The sequence below is a fragment of the Streptomyces globisporus C-1027 genome (assembly GCF_000261345.2).
GTDB lineage: Bacteria > Actinomycetota > Actinomycetes > Streptomycetales > Streptomycetaceae > Streptomyces > Streptomyces pakalii.
Map to the genome: position 1 here is coordinate 6,260,668 of NZ_CP013738.1, position 21,365 is coordinate 6,282,032.

General features: G+C 73.0%; 14 protein-coding genes. 1 reads left to right on the forward strand and 13 read right to left on the reverse strand.

What is annotated here, in order from left to right; all coding sequences use genetic code 11:
• Positions 1 to 474: 474 nt before the first annotated feature.
• From WQO_RS27625 to WQO_RS27655, 7 genes are all read right to left on the reverse strand, one after another.
• Positions 475 to 2,751: a hypothetical protein gene (locus WQO_RS27625; protein ID WP_010059481.1), complete on the reverse strand. Its 2,277-nt coding sequence runs from the start codon at positions 2,749 to 2,751 to the stop codon at positions 475 to 477.
• Between the two features lie 85 nt (positions 2,752 to 2,836).
• A complete protein-coding gene (locus tag WQO_RS27630; RefSeq protein WP_010059480.1) occupies positions 2,837 to 3,373 on the reverse strand; it encodes a hypothetical protein in 537 nt (178 codons plus the stop codon).
• 162 nt (positions 3,374 to 3,535) lie between these two features.
• Positions 3,536 to 6,286, reverse strand: coding sequence for a SpoIIE family protein phosphatase (locus WQO_RS27635; RefSeq protein ID WP_010059479.1), 2,751 nt, complete (start codon positions 6,284 to 6,286; stop codon positions 3,536 to 3,538).
• Between the two features lie 95 nt (positions 6,287 to 6,381).
• Positions 6,382 to 7,011 carry an alpha-ketoglutarate-dependent dioxygenase AlkB gene (locus WQO_RS27640; protein ID WP_010059478.1) on the reverse strand — a complete coding sequence of 210 codons (630 nt, stop codon included), beginning with the start codon at positions 7,009 to 7,011 and terminating at the stop codon, positions 6,382 to 6,384.
• 39 nt (positions 7,012 to 7,050) lie between these two features.
• A complete protein-coding gene (locus WQO_RS27645; RefSeq protein ID WP_010059477.1) occupies positions 7,051 to 8,628 on the reverse strand; it encodes a GMC family oxidoreductase in 1,578 nt (525 codons plus the stop codon).
• A gap of 59 nt (positions 8,629 to 8,687) precedes the next feature.
• Positions 8,688 to 10,253, reverse strand: coding sequence for an APC family permease (locus WQO_RS27650; protein WP_010059476.1), 1,566 nt, complete (start codon positions 10,251 to 10,253; stop codon positions 8,688 to 8,690).
• Positions 10,250 to 11,719: an aldehyde dehydrogenase family protein gene (locus WQO_RS27655; RefSeq protein ID WP_010059475.1), complete on the reverse strand. Its 1,470-nt coding sequence runs from the start codon at positions 11,717 to 11,719 to the stop codon at positions 10,250 to 10,252. The genes WQO_RS27650 and WQO_RS27655 overlap by 4 nt, the downstream gene beginning before the upstream one ends.
• 465 nt (positions 11,720 to 12,184) lie before the next feature.
• Between WQO_RS27655 and WQO_RS27660 the strand changes: the two genes are divergently transcribed.
• The gene (locus tag WQO_RS27660) at positions 12,185 to 13,402 is read left to right on the forward strand and encodes an FAD-dependent monooxygenase (RefSeq protein ID WP_029182186.1); all 1,218 of its coding nucleotides are present in this window, start codon (positions 12,185 to 12,187) and stop codon (positions 13,400 to 13,402) included.
• A 67-nt stretch (positions 13,403 to 13,469) separates the two neighbouring features.
• Here the strand turns inward: WQO_RS27660 and WQO_RS27665 are convergent, their stop codons facing one another.
• The 6 genes from WQO_RS27665 to WQO_RS27690 are packed head-to-tail and all read right to left on the reverse strand — an operon-like array spanning position 13,470 to position 21,331.
• Positions 13,470 to 14,198, reverse strand: coding sequence for an ABC transporter ATP-binding protein (locus WQO_RS27665; RefSeq protein WP_010059472.1), 729 nt, complete (start codon positions 14,196 to 14,198; stop codon positions 13,470 to 13,472).
• 10 nt (positions 14,199 to 14,208) lie between these two features.
• A complete protein-coding gene (locus WQO_RS27670; RefSeq protein WP_050992293.1) occupies positions 14,209 to 15,057 on the reverse strand; it encodes an ABC transporter ATP-binding protein in 849 nt (282 codons plus the stop codon).
• The gene (locus tag WQO_RS27675) at positions 15,054 to 17,150 is read right to left on the reverse strand and encodes a branched-chain amino acid ABC transporter permease (RefSeq protein ID WP_010059468.1); all 2,097 of its coding nucleotides are present in this window, start codon (positions 17,148 to 17,150) and stop codon (positions 15,054 to 15,056) included. Before WQO_RS27675 ends, WQO_RS27670 begins: the two co-directional genes overlap by 4 nt.
• A gap of 1 nt (position 17,151) precedes the next feature.
• A complete protein-coding gene (locus WQO_RS27680) occupies positions 17,152 to 18,366 on the reverse strand; it encodes an ABC transporter substrate-binding protein (RefSeq protein WP_010059466.1) in 1,215 nt (404 codons plus the stop codon).
• 53 nt (positions 18,367 to 18,419) lie between these two features.
• On the reverse strand, positions 18,420 to 18,824 hold the full coding sequence (locus tag WQO_RS27685; protein WP_010059464.1) for a roadblock/LC7 domain-containing protein: 405 nt from the start codon (positions 18,822 to 18,824) through the stop codon (positions 18,420 to 18,422).
• On the reverse strand, positions 18,821 to 21,331 hold the full coding sequence (locus WQO_RS27690) for a sensor histidine kinase (RefSeq protein ID WP_010059463.1): 2,511 nt from the start codon (positions 21,329 to 21,331) through the stop codon (positions 18,821 to 18,823). Before WQO_RS27690 ends, WQO_RS27685 begins: the two co-directional genes overlap by 4 nt.
• Between the last annotated feature and the right edge of the window lie 34 nt (positions 21,332 to 21,365).

Sequence of the window (21,365 nt, forward strand, 5' to 3'; positions counted from 1 at the left end):
CGTGCGATTCCGGGAGGCGGCGGTGCGAGGGCGCGGTGCGCCCCGGAGCCCCACCGGTCCGGATAGGTCGGTATCAGGTATTTCGACATGCCCCATGAGCCCCCCAGCCACAGTTGCACCCCCACAAACGGGACGCATCCGCCGATCCCATGGACTGACGGATGCGCCCTCGCTCGGTGCACGATATCCACACACGTGCCATTTCGCTGGAGTTCTCGTGAAGTTCAGACGGCTCGGTCCAGACATCTCCGATCGACCGGAACCGGCCGATGTCGCCTGATGGACAAGGATATTGATGGAGTGCCAGCTGGGTAAGCGCTTGTGTCCGGTGGTGCCGAGTGGGCGGTTCGCGGAGGGTCCGGCCCGGCCGCGCACGGGCGGGAGATGCGTGAACCCCCTGGCGGGCGGTGTGCCCGGCCAGGGGGTTCACGCATCTCCCTCGGTGCCGCGAGGGGTGCGGGGGCTGCTACGACGTCAGAGTGCGCCCTCCGTGCGCCTCCTGGCGCGCCGGTGGACCAGCACCCCTGCGCCAACAAGGCCCGCTGCCGCGAGAGTTACCGACATCACAGTGGCCCCGGTGGCTGCCAGGCTGCCGCCGCCGGACGGGGTGGCGGTTCCGGTGCCGCCCGCGACACCCCCGCCGACCGTGGAACCGGAGCCGTCGGCCGTACCGGTGGAGCCTCCGGACGTGCCCGTGGAGCCTCCGGACGTGCCCGTGGATCCGGAGCCGCCGGTGGAGTCGGAGTCGCCCGTGGTGGAGCCGCCGCTCGACTGCGTACCGCCGTCACCACCTGTCGATCCCTCACTTCCCGTACTGTCGGCACCATTCGAGGCGTCACCGTTGCCGCCCGTGTCCCCGCCGGTATCCCCACCGCCGGTGGACGCGGTGACGGTGAGCGTCACGGCGGCGGTGCGGGTGGTGCCGACGTCGTTGCGGAACTCGGCGCGGTAGCGGTAGCCGTCCTGCGCGGTGCGCGCGGTGAACGTGAGGGCGGACTCCGTCGCGCCCTCGACGTCCTTCCAGGTCTGCGCGTCATCGGTGCTGACCTGCCAGCGGACCGTGGGCTCCGGGGTGCCCTCCGCCTCGGCGGTGAGGGCGACCTCCTCGTCCTCCTTCACCGTGCGGTCGGCGGGCGCGCGGGTCACCAGGGGCGAGACCTGCCGGACCAGCTTGGTGATCTTCCCTTCGGCGGGGCTGGTCACGAAGACGGTGGCGCCGCCCGGTTCGACGGCGAGCGAGGCCGCGCCGGCCTGGGAGTGGTTGCCGGGCAGCGACAGGTCCTTCGCGGCCACGGCGAAGCCCTCGGTGCCGTACACGGTCAGCGTGCCGTTGTTGTCGTTGGCCGGGTCGGAGAGGTCCCCGCCGTCCTGCCAGACGACATAGGCGCGGCCCGACGCCGTGTCGAAGGCGGCGTCACGGGCCAGGTCCTTGCCGACGAGCGTCTTCACCAGGGTGCCCGCGGCGTCGAAGACCAGCACCGACCGGTCGACCCCGACCCACACCGCGCCGGTGGCCGGGTCCGTCTCGGTGAATCCGGCCATGCCCCCCGGCCCGCCGGGCAGGTCGAAGGAGCCGCTGACGGTGAACGACGCGAGGTCCACGCGGTGCAGTTTCCCGGCGGCGAAATCGGTGTACCAGAGAGCGCCCCGCTCGGGGTCGGCGGCGAACTGGGCGCCGCCCGGCAGCGTGAGGGTGCGGGTCGCCGTGCCGGTGGCCCGCTCGGTCTCGGAGAGCGTCGCGCCCTGGGCGACCAGGACCGTGTCCGGGGTGGTGCCGGGGGCGATGTCGGTGATCGTGGACCCGGCGAGCCAGACGCCCGTGGCGGCCTCGTCGCCCGACTTGGCGCTGCCGACGCCCCGCAGCGGGTAGTTGTAGACGACGCCGTCGCCCGGCAGCGGTCCCGCGATGCGCGCGGCGGCCGAGGCCCGCAGCGCACCGGTGGAGCCGGGGGCCTGGCTGATCCGGCTCTCGGACGCCCCGTTCTCGGGGTTCAGCACATGGAGCCCGCGCTCGTCGACGTCGGCCGTGTCGGGGAGGTTGTCCGCACCGACGTACAGCTTCTTCGAGTCGGGGTGCAGCAGCAGGTCCAGCGGTTTGCCGGCGGTGGTGAAGTCGGCGGCGGACTTGTACGAGACGGTCCCCGCGGGGACGTCGACACCTTCGCCGCCCCCGTCGCCGGGGTCCTGGCCGGCGAAGGCGACGGGTATGCGCACGTCCTGCGTACGGTCGCCGGCGGCGCGGTGGTCGGCGCGGGTGACGACGGAGCAGGCCACCTCGGCGCAGTCGAGGCCGTCGCCCTTCTGCGCGATCTCGATCTCCACGTCGAAGGTGCCGCCGGGCCCGAAGGCCTGCGCGAGATCACCCTCGTACGGGTCGCCCGAGGGCACGATCCACTGCGAGGTCCTCGAACCGCCGCTCATGTCCGCGCCGCCGAGGCAGGGGGAGGGCACGCGGTTGTCGCCGTTGTCCTTGCACAGGGCGACGTAGATGCCGGTGGTGAGGCCGTACCCCTCGCCCTGGACCCGGACCTTCTGCTGGGCCGGGTCGAGGCCGGTGGTGGCCGAGACGGTGAGCTTCTGTCCCCGGGGGCCGGTGGCGGTCTTCGGGGTGCCGGCGTCGGCGCTGACCGCCGCGCCGACGGGGATCCCCGCGAGCAGCAGGGCGGCGACGGCGGCCGTGCCCGCGCGGCGTCTGAGCCTGCTCGGGCCGCCGGGCGGGGTGCCGGGAGCTGTGCCCGGAGTGGATGTCATGTCATTCCTCGTCAGGACGCGTGGGAGCCCGGCCCCGGCACGAACGGCCGGGACCGGGCAGAGGGGCTGGAGAACTCGTCCGGTGCTACACGAAGTTGATCGGAGCGTGGACGTCGTACTTGCGGTCGTTGGTGTCGGTGTGGTCGGCGCGGGTCACGATGGCGCACTCGACGGTGTCGCCGCAGACGTTGCCGCCGCCGAGGTCGGCCTTGACGTGTATCCGGACGCTGAAGGTGCCGCCCGCGCCGAACGGCGAGGTGTTGGGGAGGCCGCCGCCCAGGCCGGATACCCAGTGCGAGGCGCCGGTGGTGCCGGACTCGTCCTGGCCGCCGAGACACGGCGACGGCTTGTTGGCGCCCTGGGCGCCGTCCACCACGCACAGGCTCACGTAGACGCCCTGGGCGGTGTTGTAACCGCTGCCGGTGACAGTGATGTTGGCGCCCGAGGCGGCCGCGCTGTCGGGGGCCGTCAGCGACAGGTTGTAGGTGGTACCGCCTTCGGTGACGGTACGGGTGCCGGTCGCGGCGGCGGCGGGGGAGGCGAAGGTCACGGCCAGCGCGGCGGCGGCGAACGCGGCGAGGCTCGTACGGGCGACGGTACGGGTGGAGGGAACAGCACTCACGGATGAGCACCTTTCTCGGCATCGGTAACCAGAACCACGGACACCCAGTCGACTTAGGTAAGGCACACCTAAGTCGAAGTCTGTTGGGTTGTCAACAAAGTTGCTCACTCGGCCCGTACGGGGACTTGGCCCGTACGGAGACTCGGCCCGTACGGAGAGTGGTCAGCCTCCGTCGGCCGGCGGCAGCGCCTGCTCGGTCCAGATGGTCTTCCCGGTCGGGGTGTACCGGGTGCCCCACCGCTGGACGAGCTGGGCCACGATGAACAGGCCGCGCCCGCCTTCGTCGTCCTCCGCGCTGTGCCGCAGGTGGGGGGAGGTGTGCCCGGTGTCCGCGACCTCGCACACCAGGGTGCGGTCCCGGATGAGGCGGAGCCCCAGCGGCCCGCCCGCGTACCGGACCGCGTTGGTCACCAGCTCGCTGACGACGAGCTGGGTGGCGAACACCAGCTCCTCCAGGCCCCAGGCCTCCAGCTGCCCGGTGGCCAGCTCGCGGGCGCGGCCCACCGACACCGCCTCCGCGCTCAGCTCCCAGTGGGCGACCCGCTCCGCGTCGAGCTCACGGGTGCGGACCAGGAGCAGGGCCGTGTCGTCGGCGCTCGTACCGCCGGGCACCAGCTCGGACACCGCCCGGTCGCACAGCTCCTCCAGCGACGCCGAGCGGTCGGTGAGCACCCGGCCCAGCGTGTCGAGGCCGTGGCCGATGTCGTGGTCCCGGGCCTCGACCAGGCCGTCGGTGAACAGGGCCAGCAGGCTGCCCACCGGCAGTTCGAACTCCATCGACTCGAACGGCAGACCGCCGAGGCCCAGCGGCGGCCCGGCGGGCAGGTCCGGGAAGGACACCGTGCCGTCGGGGGCGACGATCGCCGGCGGCAGATGCCCGGCCCGGGCCATGACGCACCGCCGGGAGACCGGGTCGTAGACCGCGTACAGGCAGGTCGCCCCGGTGGTCACGTCGTACGTCTCGACGGCCCCGCCGTACGCGTCCGGCGGCTCCTCCGCGGGCTGCCCCACCAGGTCGTCCAGCCGGGTCAGCAGCTCGTCGGGAGCCATGTCGAGCTGCGCGAAGGCCCGTACGGAGGTGCGCAGCCGTCCCATGGTGGCGGCGGCCTGGAGCCCGTGCCCGACCACGTCGCCCACCACCAGGCCGACCCGGGTCCCGGACAGCGGGATCACGTCGAACCAGTCCCCGCCGACGCCGGTCACATCGTCGGCGGGTAGATAGCGGTAGGCGGTCCGGACCGCGGACTGCGGCGGCAGGTGATGCGGCAGCAGCTGCCGCTGGAGGGCGAGGGAGGCGGTGCGCTCGCGGGTGTAGCGGCGCGCGTTGTCGATGCAGACCGCGGCCCGGGCCGCCAGTTCGTCGGCGAGGGCGACCTCGCCGTTGTCGAACGTGGTCGCCCGGTCGGGGGCGGGCGGCCGGCCCGAGGTGTCGGGTCCCACGCCCCGGTCGAAGGTGACGAGCCCGAGGATGCCGCCCCCGGCCCGCAGCGGGACGACGAGGGTGCCCTCGTCGAGCACGAGCCCGCCGGAGGACAGGCTGCGGTGCTGGGGGGATCCGGGCGGATAGACGACCGGCGGATACGGGTGCCGGTCGCCGTCGCGGGAGCCCGCGGCACCAGGCACGCCGCGCGAGCCGCCCTCCGCGTCTGCGGAATCCAGCGGTCCGGGGTCCACGACGCCGGGGCCGGGCGCGCCGGTCTCCGGGCCTCCCGAGTCCAGCAGTCCGGGCCCGGGGACGCCCGGGCCGGGCGCGCCGGGATCGTCGGGCAGGCCGGGGCCATGCCCTTCCGGGTCCGGCTGGTCGGCGTCGGAGAGGGCCGGGTCGGGGAGGCCCGGGTCCGGGGTGGCGGTGCCCGGCTCCGAGCGGGCCGCGACCCGGAGCAGCGACATGTCCGCCGCGCTGCCCACCGCCGCGGTCTCCCCGGTCATCGTGGCCCGCGTGACATCGACCCGTACGGTCGCGGCGAAGTCCGGCACGGCCACCTCGGCGATCTCCTCGGCGGTGGTGGCCACCTCCAGGACGGTGCCGATCCGGCGGCCGGCCTCGACGAGGAGGGCCAGCCGCTCCTGGACCCGGTAGCGGTCGGTGACGTCGAACGCGTCCTCGCACACGCCGAACACGTGCCCGTGGGCGTCCTCCAGCCGGTAGTAGGAGCAGGACCACAGATGGTCCCGCCCCGGGTCGCTCGGCTGCTGCGCCCTGAAGTTCAGGTCGAGGACCGGCTCGCCCGTCTCGAGGACCTGGCGCATGACGCCGTCGAGCGTCTGCGGATAGCCCGGGGTCACGAACGAGCCGCCGGCGTACAGCTCGTCGGCCCGCTTGCCCCGGAACGCGGTGAGCGGCTGCCCGATCTCCCGTTCGTAGGCGGTGTTGCACCAGGTCAGCCGCAGATCCGTGTCGTAGATCGCCAGCCCGACGGGCGACTGGGTGGCCAGCCCGTGGAGCAGGGCGAGCCGCGACTCCCAGTGCCGCAGTTCCCCCATCTCTGCCGCCACCAGGATCCGGTCCGGCGCGCCGGGGCCACGGTCCGCCGCCCCGCCCGGCAGCGGGCACGTCGCCGTCGCCACCAGCAGCTCCCGGCCGTCCCGGGCGTGGGCCACGTGGATCTCGTTGCCGACGAGGGAGGGCGGGCCGATGCCGCTGGAGGCGGGCGCTCCGGACACGCCGGAGGCTTCGGAAACTCCGGACGCTCGGGCTGCTGCGGCCGGGGGAGTGCCGCCGACCGGGTGCACCGAGAGGAACGCGCTCAGCGGCCGTCCCAGGGCCTCGGCGGGCTCGTAGCCGAGGAGCTCGGCCGCCGCGGGACTCCAGCCGATGACGGTGCTGTCGGCGTCCAGAACCATCGTGGCCGCCCTGGTGATGTCCAGGGGGCCACGGAAATCGGCGCTCTCCGCCGTGTTCGCCGCGCTCACGGCGCGACCCCGGCCCGGTTCATCACTCTCAGAATCGGCCCTGCCCGGGGCCCGCACAACCGCATGCCCCGGGGCGCTGCCCCGGAAAGCCGGGGTCAGCGCACCCCGTCGGGCCGGAACTGCACGCTGACGCGCGGCCCGACGGCCCGCGCCGTCTTGGGGATCGCGTGCTCCCAGGTGCGCTGGCAACTGCCGCCCATGACGATCAGGTCGCCGTGGCCGAGCGGCCTGCGGACGGGGGCGGGGCCCGGGCGGCGCGGCCGCAGCGCCAGATGCCGGGGCGCTCCCAGCGAGAGGATCGCGACCATCGTGTCCTCGCTGCTTCCCCGCCCGACGGTGTCCCCGTGCCAGGCGACCCCGTCCCGCCCGTCGCGGTAGAAGCACAGCCCCGCCGTGGTGAACGGTTCGCCCAGCTCGGCGGCGTAATGCTCGCCGAGCTCGGTGCGGGCGGCCTCCAGGGCCGGATGGGGCAGGGGGTCGTGGCGGCCGAAGAAGGCCAGCAGCCGGGGGACCGCCACCACACGCTCGTACATCACGCGCTGCTCGGCCCGCCAGGCGACGTCGCGCACCAGCGTCTCGAACAGCGTGTCCGCGCCCCGGAGCCACTGCGGCAGGACGTCGATCCAGGCGCCATGGCCGAGATCGGTGCGCCGCAGTCCGCTCAGGGGGCGGGTGCCGACCTCGGCCTCCTGGTCGAAAAGCGAGCTTTGCAGGTGTACGGCCATGGGGAGAGCGTAACGCTATTCGAGCACATGTGCGAATATCTATCGGGTGGCAGGGGTGGGGCCGTCCTTGATCAGATCGGCGCACTTCTCGCCGATCATCATCGTGGTGATGCACGGGTTGACCGCGGGAAGGAACGGCATGACCGACGCGTCGGCCACCCGCAGCCCGGTGACGCCCTTCACCCGCAGCTGGGGGTCGAGCGGCGATTCCGGGTCCTCCGGCGGGCCCATCCGTACGGTTCCGGCCGGGTGGTAGACGGTGTTGTGCGTCTCGCGGATGTAGTCGAACAGCTCCGCGTCCGTGGTCGCGGCGGGTCCCGGGGCCAGCTCGGCCCCCGCCCACGCGGCCATCTCCGGCTGCGCCACGATCTCCCGAGCCAGCCGCAGCCCGTACGTCATCACCCGTACGTCGTGCTCGTCGGTGAAGTAGCGCGGATCGACCCGGGGCTTGTCCCGGAAGTCCCGGGTCCGCAGCCGCACCGTGCCCAGGGAGCGGGCGCGGGTGACGTTCGGGGTCAGGCAGAACGCGTTGTCGGAGGTCGGGTAGCCGCGCCGGTAGGTGTTCATGTCGAACGGCACCGAGCCGTAGTGGAACATCAGGTCCGGCCGGTCGAGCCCCGGCTCGGTGTCCGCGAAGATCCCGATCTCCCACCACTGGGTGGACGCGGTGACCATGGGCTGCTTCGCCTCCCACATGATCACCCCCTCCGGGTGGTCCTGGAGGTGCGAGCCGACGCCGGGGGAGTCCACCCGCACCTCCACCCCGGTCTCCCGCAGATGCCCCGCCGGACCGATGCCGGACAGCATCAGCAGCTTCGGGGAGTCGATCGCCCCGCAGGAGACGACCACCTCGCGCCGCGCGTGCACCGTCCCGCTGTGCACGGTGTCCGGCTCCAGGTACTCCACCCCCGAGCACCGCTCGCCGTCGAACAGCAGCCGTTTCGCCTGGAGCCCGGTCCGCACCTCCAGGTTCGGCCGCTTCCCCAGCACCGGGTGCAGATACGACACCGAGGCCGAGGAACGGGTGCCGTCCTCGCGGGCGTTGATCTGGAACCAGTGCGCGCCCCGGATCACGGTGGAACCCGTGTTGAACGGGACGGTGGGGATGCCCGCCGTAGCGCAGGCCTCCAGCAGCGCCGTACCGCACGGGTCGCGGGGCGGTACCGTCCGGATGGTGACCGGGCCGGAGCGCCCGTGGTGGTCGCCGGGTGCGTCGTTGGTCTCCAGGCGTTGGTAGAGCGGGTAGCAGTCCGCCGCGCTCCATCCGGTGCAGCCGAGCGCCGCCCACTCGTCGAGGTCCTCGGCCGGGGCCCAGAAGGCGATGCAGGAGTTGTGCGAGGAGCAGCCGCCGAGCACCTTGGCGCGGGCGTGCCGCATGAAGCTGTTGCCCCGCTCCTGCGGCTCCACCGGGTAGTCCCAGTCGTATCCGGACTCCAGCAGCGCCATCCACCGGTCCAGCCGCAGGATGCTGTCGTCCCCGACGTCCGAGGGGCCCGCCTCCAGTACGCAGACGGTGACGTCAGGGTCCTCGGTGAGCCGGGCCGCGATGACGGCACCGGCCGTACCGCCGCCGACCACGACGTAGTCGAACGTGGGTACGGAGCTCTCTTCGGGCATCAGGTCTCCAGGGTTCGGGCAGCCGACGGGGTTCCGGGCGGCCGGCGGGTCTCCGGGGTTCAGCCGGCCGGCGGCGGAGCGGTGGGGTCCGCGGACTCGACACGGTGCTCGGCGAGTACGCCGGTCCGGTGCCGCTGGACGAACCAGTAGTAGGCGAAGCCGCCGAGCGCGACGACGCCGATGAACAGGAACGCGCCCCAGCGCAGATACCAGTGCTGCGGGCCGGTCGCGTTGTACACCTCGGCGCGCGGCCAGGCCAGGTTGAGCGACATGGCCGTGCCCCAGAGCACGGCGGCGATGTTCACGGGCAGCCCCCAGCGGCCCAGCGAGAAGGCGCCCTCGCGCGGCTGCCAGTCGCCGCGCAGCCGGCGCAGCAGCATGGGCACGGTGACCAGCAGATACGCCACGTAGATCATGATGATCGCGATGCTGGTGATCACCGAGAAGATCTGCGGCTGGTTGATGTTGACGACCAGGATGACGACGCCCACCACCCCGATCAGCACGGCGGGCACCACGGGCGTCTTGAACCGGGGACTGACCCGGGCCAGCACCGATCCGGCGGGCAGGTTGTTGTCCCGCGCCATGGCGAACATCAGCCGGATCCCGGCGGCCTGCACGGCCAGCACGCACACCGTGATCGCGACGACCACCGCCCAGAGGAAGATCTCCCCGATCGTGTCACCGAGCGTCGCCAGCACCACGTACTGGAGTCCGCCGGTGGACAGCTCCTCGGCCTTGAGGTCCGGCACCGAGAGCAGCGCGAAGAGCAGGATGAACGCGCCGATCAGGAAGGACGCGATGAGCGCCCGCAGGATGGCGCGGGGCGCGTTGCGGCCCGGGTTGTGCGACTCCTCGCCGAGCGAGGACGCGGTGTCGAAGCCGTACATCACATAGGCGGAGGCCAGCGACGCGGTGAGGAACGCCCCGAAGTAGCCGAGCGACTGGCCGCTGCCCAGCCCGTACGTCTCCGTCAGCGCGGTGCTGGGACCCCGGGTGATGTGTGCGGCCAGGAAGATGATCAGGGCGACGGCGGCGATCAGCTCGATGAAGACGCCCGCGGAGTTGATCCGGGCCATGAGCTTGACACCGAACGCGTTGACCAGCGTGGAGAACAGGATCAGCACGGAGCCGAGCAGGACGGCGTTGGCCGCCTGGTCGTTCTTGCCGCTCCCGTCGCCCACGAACTGGAACCACTCGTCGATCTGCGGCAGCGTGATCTGGTAGGCCAGCGCCACGGCCGACAGGGTGACCATGGTGGCCGTCATCATCATCCAGCCGCCGAGCCAGCCGACGTGCGGACCGCCCATCTTCTTGGCCCAGTTGTAGACCGAACCGGCCACCGGATAGCGGGCGGCCAGCTCGCAGAAGCACAAGGCCACCATCAGCTGCCCGCAGAAGACCATCGGCCACGACCACCAGTAGGCGGGACCGCCGAAGCTGACGCCGAAGTAGAACAGCTGGAAGGTGCCGGTCAGGATCGAGATGTAGCTGATCCCGGCGGCGAAGGTGTGGAAGTTGCCGAGTGTGCGCTTCAGTTCGGGCTTGTAGCCCAGCTCGCCGAGCGCGTCGTCGTCGTGACCGCTGTCCGCCGTCTGCCCCTCGGGCCCCTTGGCGCGGTTCACTCGAACCACCGCTGCGGGGTCGCGGAGACATTGCGCCAGATGTGCTTGGCCTCCTGGTACTCGGCGAGCCCCGCGGGCCCCAGCTCACGGCCGAAGCCGGACTGCTTCATCCCGCCCCACTCCGCCTGCGGTACGTAGGGGTGGAAGTCGTTGATCCACACGGTGCCGGCCCGCAGCCGCGACGCCATGCGGTGGGCCCGCCCGCCGTCCTGCGTCCAGACCGCGCCCGCCAGCCCGTACACGGTGTCGTTGGCCAGCCGAATCGCGTCGTCCTCGTCGCGGAACCGCTCGACGGTGAGCACCGGGCCGAACGACTCGTCCCGCACCACGGACATCGAGGTGGCGCACTCGTCCAGCACGGTGGGCGGATAGTAGAAGCCGTCCGCCAGCGCCGGATCGTCGGGCCGCGCCCCGCCGCAGCGCAGCACCGCACCCTCGGCGATGCCCTCCGCCACGTACGCCTCGACCTTGTCGCGGTGCGCGGCGGAGATCAGCGGCCCGCTGCGGGCGTCCTCGTCGAACGGCCCGCCGAGCTTGATCCGGCCCGCCCGCGCCACCAGCTCGTCCACGAACCGGTCGTGCAGCTCGTCCTGTACGAGGAGCCGCGCCCCGGCGGAGCAGACCTGCCCCGAGTGCAGGAACACCGCCATCAGCGCGTAGTCGACGGCGGTCTCGAAGTCGGCGTCGGCGAACACGATGTTGGGATTCTTGCCGCCCAGTTCCAGGGCGACCTTCTTCACGGTGGGCGCGGCGGCCGCCATGATGCGCCGCCCGGTCACCAGCCCCCCGGTGAACGACACCAGGTCGACCCGCGGATCCTCGGTCAGCGGCGCCCCCACCACACCGCCCGCCCCGAGCACGAGATTGGCGACCCCGTCCGGCAGCCCCGCCTCGGCCAGCAGCCGCATCAGCAGGACGGCGGTGTGCGGGGTCAGCTCGCTCGGCTTGAGGACGAACGTGTTGCCGGCCCCGAGCGCCGGGGCGACCTTCCAGGCGGTCTGGAGCAGCGGGTAGTTCCACGGGGTGATGAGCGCGCACACCCCGACGGGCTCGTACACGATCCGGCTGTCGACGTCCGCGAGCCCGGTGTCGACGACCCGCCCCGCGTCCCCGGCCGCGACGAGGTTGCCGAAGTACCGGAAGCAGTTCGCGATGTCGTCCATGTCGTAGGCGCTCTCGACGAGCCGCTTGCCCGTGTCCAGCGACTCGGCCCGCGCGAAGGCGTCCTTGTCCCGCTCCAGCAGCTCCGCCACCCGCAGCAGCAGCCGCCCCCGCTCGGCGGCGGGCGTCCCCGGCCAGGGCCCCCGGTCGAACGCGGCCCGGGCGGCGGCGACGGCGGCGTCGGCGTCCCGGGCCCCGCCCTCGTCGACGGAGGCCACCAGTGTGCCGTCGGCCGGACAGCGGATCTCCCGCGTCCGCCCCTCGGCGGCAGCGGTCCACTGCCCATCGATGAACAGCTCCGGCATGGGCTCCTCCTGTACGGGGCCGGGACGGGCGCCCCGCCGGGCGCGGGTCCCGACGCCGACCGGCTCCCTGCGCGACGACGTCAGCACAGACGGTAGGGGCGGCGGGGCGGGTGCGCATGGCGGGCGCGGCCGATCGTGGCAGGGGCGCGTAGGGGAGCCATCGCCCAAGCGGTGCGGCGCGATGGCCCCCGGTGGCTGACGCCGCCGCTGGTCCTCGCTGCGATCGCGGCGACCAGGTGGGTCCTGGGCGGCTGAGGGGCGTGCTCCTCGGTGGCTGGTGCTCCCGATGGCTCGGGTCGGCGGGCGCGACGCCCCGATAGGATCAAGCCGGGTCCAGACCGCAGGTTTCGGGGGCAACAGCCCTTGATCCAGGGTGATTTACGGCCGGTCGCGCCGCCGTCACGACAACGGTGTCGCTGCCGCCGGCCGCAACGCCCGCAACGTTGAGTGAGTGGAGTGCCAGTCATGCGTGGAGGCAGCGTCGCCGTGGTCGGCGGCAGCATAGCGGGGTGTGCGGCGGCTCTCGCCGCGTCGCGCGGCGGGGCCGAGCGGGTCACCGTACTGGAGCGCGCCGACGACCGGCTCCGTGACAGAGGTGTCGGAATCGCCCTCCACAGCGACCGGTACGACGAGCTGCGGGAAGCCGGGTACGTGGCCCCGGAGATGCCCTGGGCGCCGCTGACCCGGCGGGTGTGGAGCGTGCGTGACGGGGAGGCCGAGCACGGGCGGGTCGTCGGCGAGCAGCCGTTCCCCTTCCGGGCCTACAGCTGGGGCTCATTGTGGAGCGAGCTGCGGCGCCGGGTGCCCGACGGGGTGTCCTACCGGTCCGGGGCCGTCGTCACCGCCGTCGAACCGGACGCCGACGGGGCGACGCTGCGGCTCGCGGACGGGTACGAGGAGCACTTCGACCTCGTGATCGGCGCCGACGGATACCGCTCCGTCGTCCGCGAGGCCATGTTCCCCGGCGCGGACGCCACGTACGCCGGATACATCGGCTGGCGCGGCACCTCGCCGGACGTCGCCGGCCTCCCGTCGGACGGCAACGACGCGCACAACATCGTCTTCCCCGGCGGCCATTGCATGATCTACCGCATCCCGGACGGCCTCGGCGGGCACCGGCTCAACTGGGTGCTCTACACCGCACCCCCGCAGACCGACGGCCTCCACCCGGACCTGCGGACCCCCACCTCCCTGCCGCCGGGCCGCCTCAACTCCGAACTCACCGCGCATCTGCGTGCCTTGGTCGCCGACACCTTCCCGCCGTACTGGGCGGCCCGCGTGCTCCGCACCCCCGCCGAGACCACCTTCATCCAGCCCATCTACGACCTGGAGGTGCCGCACTACACCTCGGGCCGCCTGGCGCTTGTCGGCGACGCCGCCAGCGTCGCCCGGCCGCACATCGGCGGCGGCAGCGTGAAGGCGCTCCAGGACGCCACGGCGCTGGAGGCCGCGTGGGTGGCGGGGGAGAGCTGGAAGGAGGTCCTGGAGGGTTACGACGAACGGCGCGGGGCCGTCGGGGCCGCCATGGTCGCGCTCGCCCGCCGGATGGGCGACGCGCAGGTCGAGAACACCCCCGACTGGACCGCCATGGACCAGGCCGGGTTCGACGCGTGGTGGCAGGCACAGAACAGCGGCTCCGACCGGCGCAGCGGATTCGGCGGGCACAGCATGAAGGCCGGTTAGGGCGGTAGGTGTTGGGGGCGGCGGGCCGGTCGGCGCGGCCTGCCGCTTGCGCCTTGCGCCTTGCTCCTCAGGTTCCCGTCGCCGTCAGCTCCAGCGCCGCGTGCAGCGCCGTCGCGTCGGCGCGGGCGGCCTCCCCGGACAGGCGCAGCGTCATCCGCCCCGACGTGAGGACCGTGAGTGTACGGGCGCACGCGACGGCCTGGGCGGGGCTGGGGGAGACCAGCAGGACGGCGAGGCCCTCGGCCGCCAGCGTGGTCACCAACGCGTCGATCTGGCGCACCAGTACGGGCGCGAGCCCCTCCGTCGGCTCGTCGAGCAGCAGCACCCGCGGCGAGCCGAGCAGGGCACGGGCCAGCGCCAGCATCTGCTGCTCGCCGCCGGACAGGTCCGCACCCCGGTTGCCCCGGCGCTCGCCCAGCCGGGGCAGCAGCTCCAGGACCCGCGGGGGGGTCCACACGCTGGGACGGGTCGTGTCGCCCCGGCGCGGCGGACGGTAGGACAGCCGCAGGTGCTCCTCGACCGTGAGCCCGGCGAACACCCGGCGGCCCTGCGGTACGAGACCGATCCCCGCCCGGGCGATCCGGTGGGCCGGCTGCCCGGTCACGTCCCGGCCGTCCAGGCGTACGGTTCCGGCGCCCGGCCGCATCAGCCCGGCGACGGTGTGGACGAGCGTGGTCTTGCCCGCGCCGTTGTGGCCGACCACGGCATGGACCGTGCCGGCGGGCACCGACAGGTCGAGGCCGTGCAGGACGGTGCCGCCGTGGTAACCCGCGGTCAGGCCGGTGAGTTCGAGCATCGGGGGTCGGTCATCCTCTCGCGTCGGTGGGGGACGGGCAGACGGTCGGGATCGCCTCGGCACGGGCGTCGTCCTGGCCCGTCGACGGGGCGGTGCCGTGGTACGCCTCCCGGACCTCCGGATGCGCCAGCACCTCCTGGGTCGGTCCGTCGACCAGCACCTTCCCCGCCGCCAACACGGTGACGGACGTGGCGAGTTCGGCGACCACCTCGACATGGTGCTCGACCAGGACGACCGCGACGCTCGACGGCAGCGCGCCGATGATGCCGAGCAGCCGGCCGATGTCGCCGTCGGTCAGCCCGGCCGCCGGCTCGTCCAGGAGCAGCAGCCGGGGATCGCCCGCCAGCGCGGCGGCGAGGTCGAGCATGCGGCGCTGCCCGTGCGAGAGCGTGGCGGCCGGCCGCTGGGCGAGGTCCGCGAGGCCGACCGTCTCCAGGTGGCGGCCCGCGGACTCCTTGTGCAGCCGGTGGCGCGACGGCCTGCGCCATGCTCCGCGACGCCGGGGATGGTGCGGCCAGCCCGCCAGCACCACATTGTCCAGCACCGACAACTCCGCGATCACCGATGGCTGTTGGAAGCTTCGGGCGATACCGAGGCGGCTCCGCTTCGCCGTGGGCTTGCGGGTGACGTCGGCGCCGTCGAGGGCGATCGTGCCGTGGTCGGGCCGGTCGGTGCCCGCGATGAGGTTGAGCAGGGTGGTCTTGCCCGCCCCGTTGGGGCCGATGACGGCGTGCCGGGCGCCCGCCGGCAGCCGCAGGCTCACGTCGTCGACGGCGGTGAGCGTCCCGTACCTCCGGGTGAGCCGGTCGAGGGCGAGGACGGGAGGGGGCGGGGTGGTCGGTGCGGGTGTCGGTGTCATGGGGAGGCCTTCCCGGCGGAGGTCGGGGCGGGCGCGGACGGGGGCTGGTCCTCGGCCCCGGAGGTGTCGGAGGTCCCGGGCGCCCCCGGTGTTCCGGGAGCGCCTGTCGTACCGGACGGCGGCCCGCATTGCCCGCCGTCTCCGGATCCGCCGCCCCGCAGACCCGCGAGCCCACGCGGCAGCAGGTACACCGTCGCGACGAACAGCACGCCGAGCAGCAGCGGCCCGTGCCCCGGCCAGGAGCCGGCGACCCAGTCCCGGGTGGCGACGATGAGCCCGGCGCCCAGCAGTGCGCCGATCACCGACGTCGTCCCGCCGATGACCACCGCCAGCAGGGCGAACGCGGCGATCTCGAAACCGACGTCGGCGGGGGAGAGGTACTGCTGGACCGTCACCATCAGCGAACCGCCCACGCCGGCCAGCGCGCCCGCGCCGATGTGGGCCACCAGCAGGTACCGCCCCACCGGGTGCCCGGAGGCCCGCATTCGCGCCTCGGCGCCCCGGGTGCCGGTCAGCAGCTTTCCCGCCGGGGAGCGCAGGACGAGCAGGGTGAGAGCGACGGCGACGACGGCCACGACGAGTGCGTAGGTGTACAGCTCGCTCTCCTCCAGCATCCCCTCCCCGCCCCACAGCGCCTGGGTGGCCGGGAATCCGACGAGTCCGTCGGCGCCGCCGGTGACGGACTTGAGCTGGTTGACGACCGCGCCGGTCAGCTCGCCGATCGCGAGCGTGATCATCAGGACGGTCGTGCCGCGGGCCCGGATCACCGCGGGCCCCACCACCGCCGCGAAGACGGCGGCGGCGAGCGCCGAGAGGACGATCTGGACGGGCCCCACGGTCCACCCGGCGTCCGCGAGGTTCGCGGTGGCGTACGCGCCCACGGCGAACGGTGCGGTCTGCCCGAGGGTGGGCAGTCCGGCGTACCCGGTGAGGACGGTGACGCTGACCGCGAGCAGCCCCAGGGCCAGGGCGGAGCCGGCCAGTGAGATGCTGTACGCGTCCAGCAGGGCGGGCAGGGCGATCAGCACCCCGAGCAGGACGAGCAGCGGGGCCGCCTGCCACCACGCGGCCCTGCCGGGCAGTCGGGCGAGCCACTCCGGGGAACCCTTCCGCTCGGGGAGCCGGTCCAGCACCACCGAGGGGCGCTTGGGGCCGGGAAGGCGGCCCGCCAGCCGGCCCCGGAGCCGGGCGACCGGGTCCGGGCCGGATGGCTCGGAGCCGTGCCCCGCCCCTGCCGGCTCCGCGAACCGGGAGCGCAGCACCAGCACCGCCGCCATCGCCGCGAAGAGCAGATACGGCGCCAGCTCCGGCGCCACCGAGACACCCAGCGTCTGCACCTCGCCCACGGCGACCGCCGCCGCGAACGTCGCCCACAGCGAGCGCAGCCCGCCGAGCACGACCACCACGAGGGAGAGCATCAGCACGTTCTCGGACGTACCGGGGCCGGGGCCGATGATCGGCGCCCCGAGCACACCAGCCGCCCCCGCCAGCGCACCCGCCGCCGCGAGGACGCCGGTGTGCACCGCCCGGGGGCTGTGGCCGGTGGCCGCGAGCATCTGCGGATCGTCCGCGGCGGCCCGTACCGCCGCACCCATACGGGTCCGGGTCAGCACCCAGGTCCCGAACGCCGCGAGCAGCACGGCCATCACGATGAAGCAGAGCCGGTACGCCGGGTAGCGGTGCCCCAGCAGCGTCACCGAGGAGTCGAGCACTTCCGGTACGCGGACGGGGAGTTCGTCCGCACCGAAGAACTGGATGAGCAGGTCACCGCCGATCAGGGCAAGACCGAACGTCAGCAGCGCCTGCGCGAGATGCCCACGCCGGGCCAGCGGAGCCGTCGCCGCGGACAGCCCCGCTCCCGCCACGCACGCAGCCGCCGTCCCGGCGGCCAGACCGAGGGCGAGACCGCCCCAGGTCCCGTCGCTCAGCTCGGCCCCCGTGTACGCGCCGATCGCGTAGAGCATGCCGTGCGACAGATTCAGCACCCCCGCCGTGCCGAAGGCGAGACTCAGACCGGCGGCGACCACGAACAGCAGCAGCCCGAAGGCCACGCCGTCCACCGCCGGTACGAGGTGGGCATCCAGGAGCTCCATGTCAGCTGCCGAGCGTCGCCAGGTCCTGGACCATGACGTTGGCCAACTTGGATCCGTCCGGCCGCACTTGGCGCAGGTACCAGGTCTGCACCGGGGAGTGGGCCTTGTCGCCGAACTCCCAGGCGCCGCGCGGGCTGTCGATCTGGCCGAGCCCCGCGATGGCCTTGTTGATGGTCTGCGGGGTCACGTCGCCGTCCTTCGCCGCGTCGGCGATCGCCTTGTCCAGCACGGCCGCCGCGTCGTACGACGCCATGGCGTAGGTGGTGGGCTGCGTGTCGTGCTCGGCCGTCCAGTCGGCGGCGAACGTCCGGTTGGCCTCGTTGTCCAGGTCGGCCGCGTAGTTCAGGACGGAGTAGATGTCCTTCGCGGCGGGGCCCTGTGCCTGGAGCACGCTGCCCTCGGTGACGAAGGCCGTGTACAGCGGCAGATCGGCGATGTCCGACTGGGCGTACTGCTTGGCGAAGTCGATCGCGGCCTTGCCTGCGTAGAAGCAGTACACCGCCTTGGCGTCCGTCTTGGCTATCTCCGCGAAGTACGGCATGAAGTTGGTCGTCTTCGGGAACGGCGTCCAGGTGGTCTTGCCGTCCGGATTGGCGAGCTTGCCCTTCACCCGCTTGAACTCCTCAGTGAAGCCGCGGAGTTCGTCGTGTCCGCCCTGGTAGTCGGGGCCGATCGCGTAGACCGGGCCGTCGACCTTCTCCTTGATGTACGGGGCGATGGCCTTGCCCGGTTCGTCGGACAGGAAGCTCGTGGTCCACACGTACTCGATGTCCTTGACCGGCGGGCGGGCGTTCGACCCCAGGAAGGGGATCTTGGCCTGCTGGATCAGCGGCAGCACGCCGTTGACCGAGCCACCGCCGACCAGGCCCGTCAACACGTCGACCTTGTCCTTCTTGACCAGCTTGGTGGCCGCGGGCACGGCGGTCGGCGGGCCGTCGCCCTCGTCCGCCACGATCAGTTCGACCTTTCGGCCGCCCAGCTTGTTGCCGTGGGTGTCGAGATACAGCTTGAAGCCGTCCCGCAGCTCCGTGCCGACCGGTTCGTAGGTGCCCGACAGGGAGGCCACCAGGCCGATCTTCACGGTGTCGTCGGCGGAGCCGCTGCCGCCCCCGCTGCAGCCGGTGACGGCAGCGAGCCCGAGGGCGAGGGCGGCGGCGCCGGCCGGGCGGAGGCGGACTCTGCGGCGGTGGAGGGTGGAGGGGGCGAAGGGAAACATGAGGACTCTCACTGGGGGGGGAGGGGGCGAAGGGGCGGTCAGGGAGGGGGTGTTCAGCGCGCGGGCGGCAGGCTCGGGTCGCGGACCTGCGGCGACAGCGAATCGCCGACCTGGTTGATCAGCTCGGACATCATGTAGCTGACCTCGCCGATGTCCGCGTCCCTGGTGGTGGTGACAAGCAGCGAGGCGCCGCTGGAGACCGCCATCGAGAACATGTAGCCGCCCTCCATCGCGGTGAGGCTGTGCTCCACCGGGTCGGTGGCGGTCAACTGGGCTGCCGCGGAAAGCAGGTTGACGACGCCGGACGCGATGGCGGCCAGCCGCTCCGCGTCGTCGCGTTCCACGCCGGTGTACGCCAGCGCGAGTCCGTCCACGGACACGGCTATCGCCTGGGTGACTTCCGGGAGGCGCCCGGCGAAGTCGCTCAGGATCCAGCTCAGGTCGGAGGAGGTGGTCATTTCTCGGTCCGTTCGGTGTGGTCGTCCGGGGCGGAACGCCCCCGGTGGTTCGTGCTTCTGTTGATCCCCTGGGCATAGGCCGCCAGTACGTCGGAGACCTGCCGGGAGTCCCGGCGGCGGGGCGACGGCCGCGGGGCACCGGTGCCGGGGCGCTGTTCGCCGCCGTCCCGTCGGCCTGCGGCGGGCCACTGCTGGGGCGCTCGGCGCTGGCGCAGGGGCAGCCCCGAGGAACTGACACCCGCGACCCGCGACACCGGCTCGTCGTGCGCGGGGCGCGGCGCGGGCTTCGTGCCGTGTCCCCGATCCCGCGCGCCGCCGTCCTGCCCGTCGTCGCGGGGCCTCTCGTGGCCGGGCGGGGTTTCCCGGTCGTGGCCGTCCGCCGGTGCACCGGCCCCGGCAACGCCGATCCCCGCACCCATGCCCGTACCGATTCCCGCGCCCACGCCCGTACCGGCGCCCGCGCCGATCCCCGCGCCGACCGGGGTGCCGTGGTGGCCGGGCCGTTCCCCCGTCCGGGCCGACTGCCCGCGCCCCTGCTGTCCCGGGGGTGTGATCGGCCGGGGCGTCTCGTAGCCGACATCGTTGCCGAGGTCGCCCTGCGACGGCCCCCGGTCCTCCGTGAAGTCCAGGGCCAGCACCTTCGCGGGCAGCGTGACCTCGGCGATGGTGCCGGGTCCCGAGGAGTCGCGCAGTTCGACAACGATGCCGTGGCGCGCGGCGAGCCGCGCCACCACATGCAGCCCCATGGACCGCACGTCGCCGATGCCCGCCTGCGGTTCGAGCAGCGCGGCGTTGTGGACGGCGCGCCGCTCCGCCGTGATGCCCACCCCCTCGTCGACGATCTGCACGACCGCCCGGTCCCACAGCCGCCAGACGGCGACCCCGACCTGCTTGTCCGGGGGCGAGTACCGGGTCGCGTTGTCGAGCAGCTCCGCCAGGATGTGCGCCACGTCGTGGACGGCGCGGGCGGTGATGCCGATGCCCGACTCGATCACGCCGAGCGAGACGCGGTCGAACCGCTCGATCTGCTGCGCGGCCGCCACGATGACGGTGGAGCACCCCACATCGGCCGAGCGGACCCGGGCGTTCCCGTAACCGCCCAGCACCAACAGGTTGTTGGTGTTCCGCTCCATGCGCACCGCGAGGTGGTCGAGAGCGAAGAGGGTCTTCATCCGTACCGGGTCGGCCTCGTCCCGCTGCACGGTGTCCAGCTCGGAGACCATGACCGCGGTGAGCCGGGCGCCCCGGCGCGCGACACCGACCAGCGTCTCGGCCAACTGCTCGTGCGAGTGCGCCTGTTGTGCGGCGAGTCGGACGGCTTCGTGATGGACGGCGTTGAACGCCTCACCGACCTCGCCGATCTCGTCCTGACCCGTGGTCCTGACCGGGTCACCGGTGCGCCGGGCCACTTCCTCGGGCGTCGCGCCGCGCAGCGCGCCGGGCTGGGACAGCTCGTTCATCACCGTGGGCAGCCCGGAGTGGGCGACCTCGTGCGCGGCGTTGCGCAGATCGCGCAGCCGCCGGATCATGACGCGCCCCAGGCGGATCGCGACCACGACGACGCCGACCAGGGTCAGCACCACCAGGGCGACCTCGGCCCCGGCCGTCCAGACGAGGGTGGTGCGGACGTCGGAGACCTGGGCGCGCACGGCCGCGTCGACCCGCTTCTCCACCGAACGCAGCAGCTCCTGGCGGTCGTTGGCCGCCTTCTGCCACTCCTTCGGGGTGACCGTGATGTCCTTGCCGGTGCCCGTGCGCCCGATCTCGTCCTCAAGACGCCGGGCCTCCAGGGCCTGCGCCCCGGACAGGGTGCGTTCCAGCCAGGTCCGCCAGGCGCCCGGGCCGAGGTCGAACATGGCGCCGATCGACTCGGTGTAGCCCATCCGGCCGGCGTCGAAGGTCCGCTGGGAGGCGGTCGTGAACCCGCCCGCGGCCTGCGCCCTCGCCACGGTGACCTGCTGCTGGGCGGTGTGCTCGGCGGCCTCGGACAGGGCGGCCGCGGCGCGGATCCGGTCCGCGATGTCGGCGTCGACGCCGTCGGCCTGCGCGATGCCGTCGCGGTAGCCGTTGAGGTCGGCGATCACGATCCGGTAGCCGAAGGCGAGCGCGGAGACGGTGCTGCTTCCCGAGCGGACCTGGGCGCGCAGCCCGGGCATCTCCTCCGCGAACCGTTCGATACGGTCCAGAGCGCCCCTGGCGCTGCCCGGTACGGCGGAGAGCCCCTCGGCCCGGCTGCGGAATCCGGCGATGCTCCGGTCGGTCTCCTCCGCACGTAACCGGAACTCCTCCGCGTCTCCCTGCTCGGAGACCAGGGCGGTGGCGGCAGCTCGCTCGCGCTGCAGCCGGTAGGTCAACTCACTCGCCCGCTCCGCGACTTCGACCATCGAGGTCAGCCGTCCTGCCTGGAGCGCCTGATTGGTCGCGGGGGCGAGGGCCAGTACGGAGAAGGCGACGGCCACGGTGAGCGGTGCGGTGACGAGGAGGACGAGGCGACGATTGATTTTCACTGCGCGGCTCCATAGCCGGAACCGGGCTTGAGTA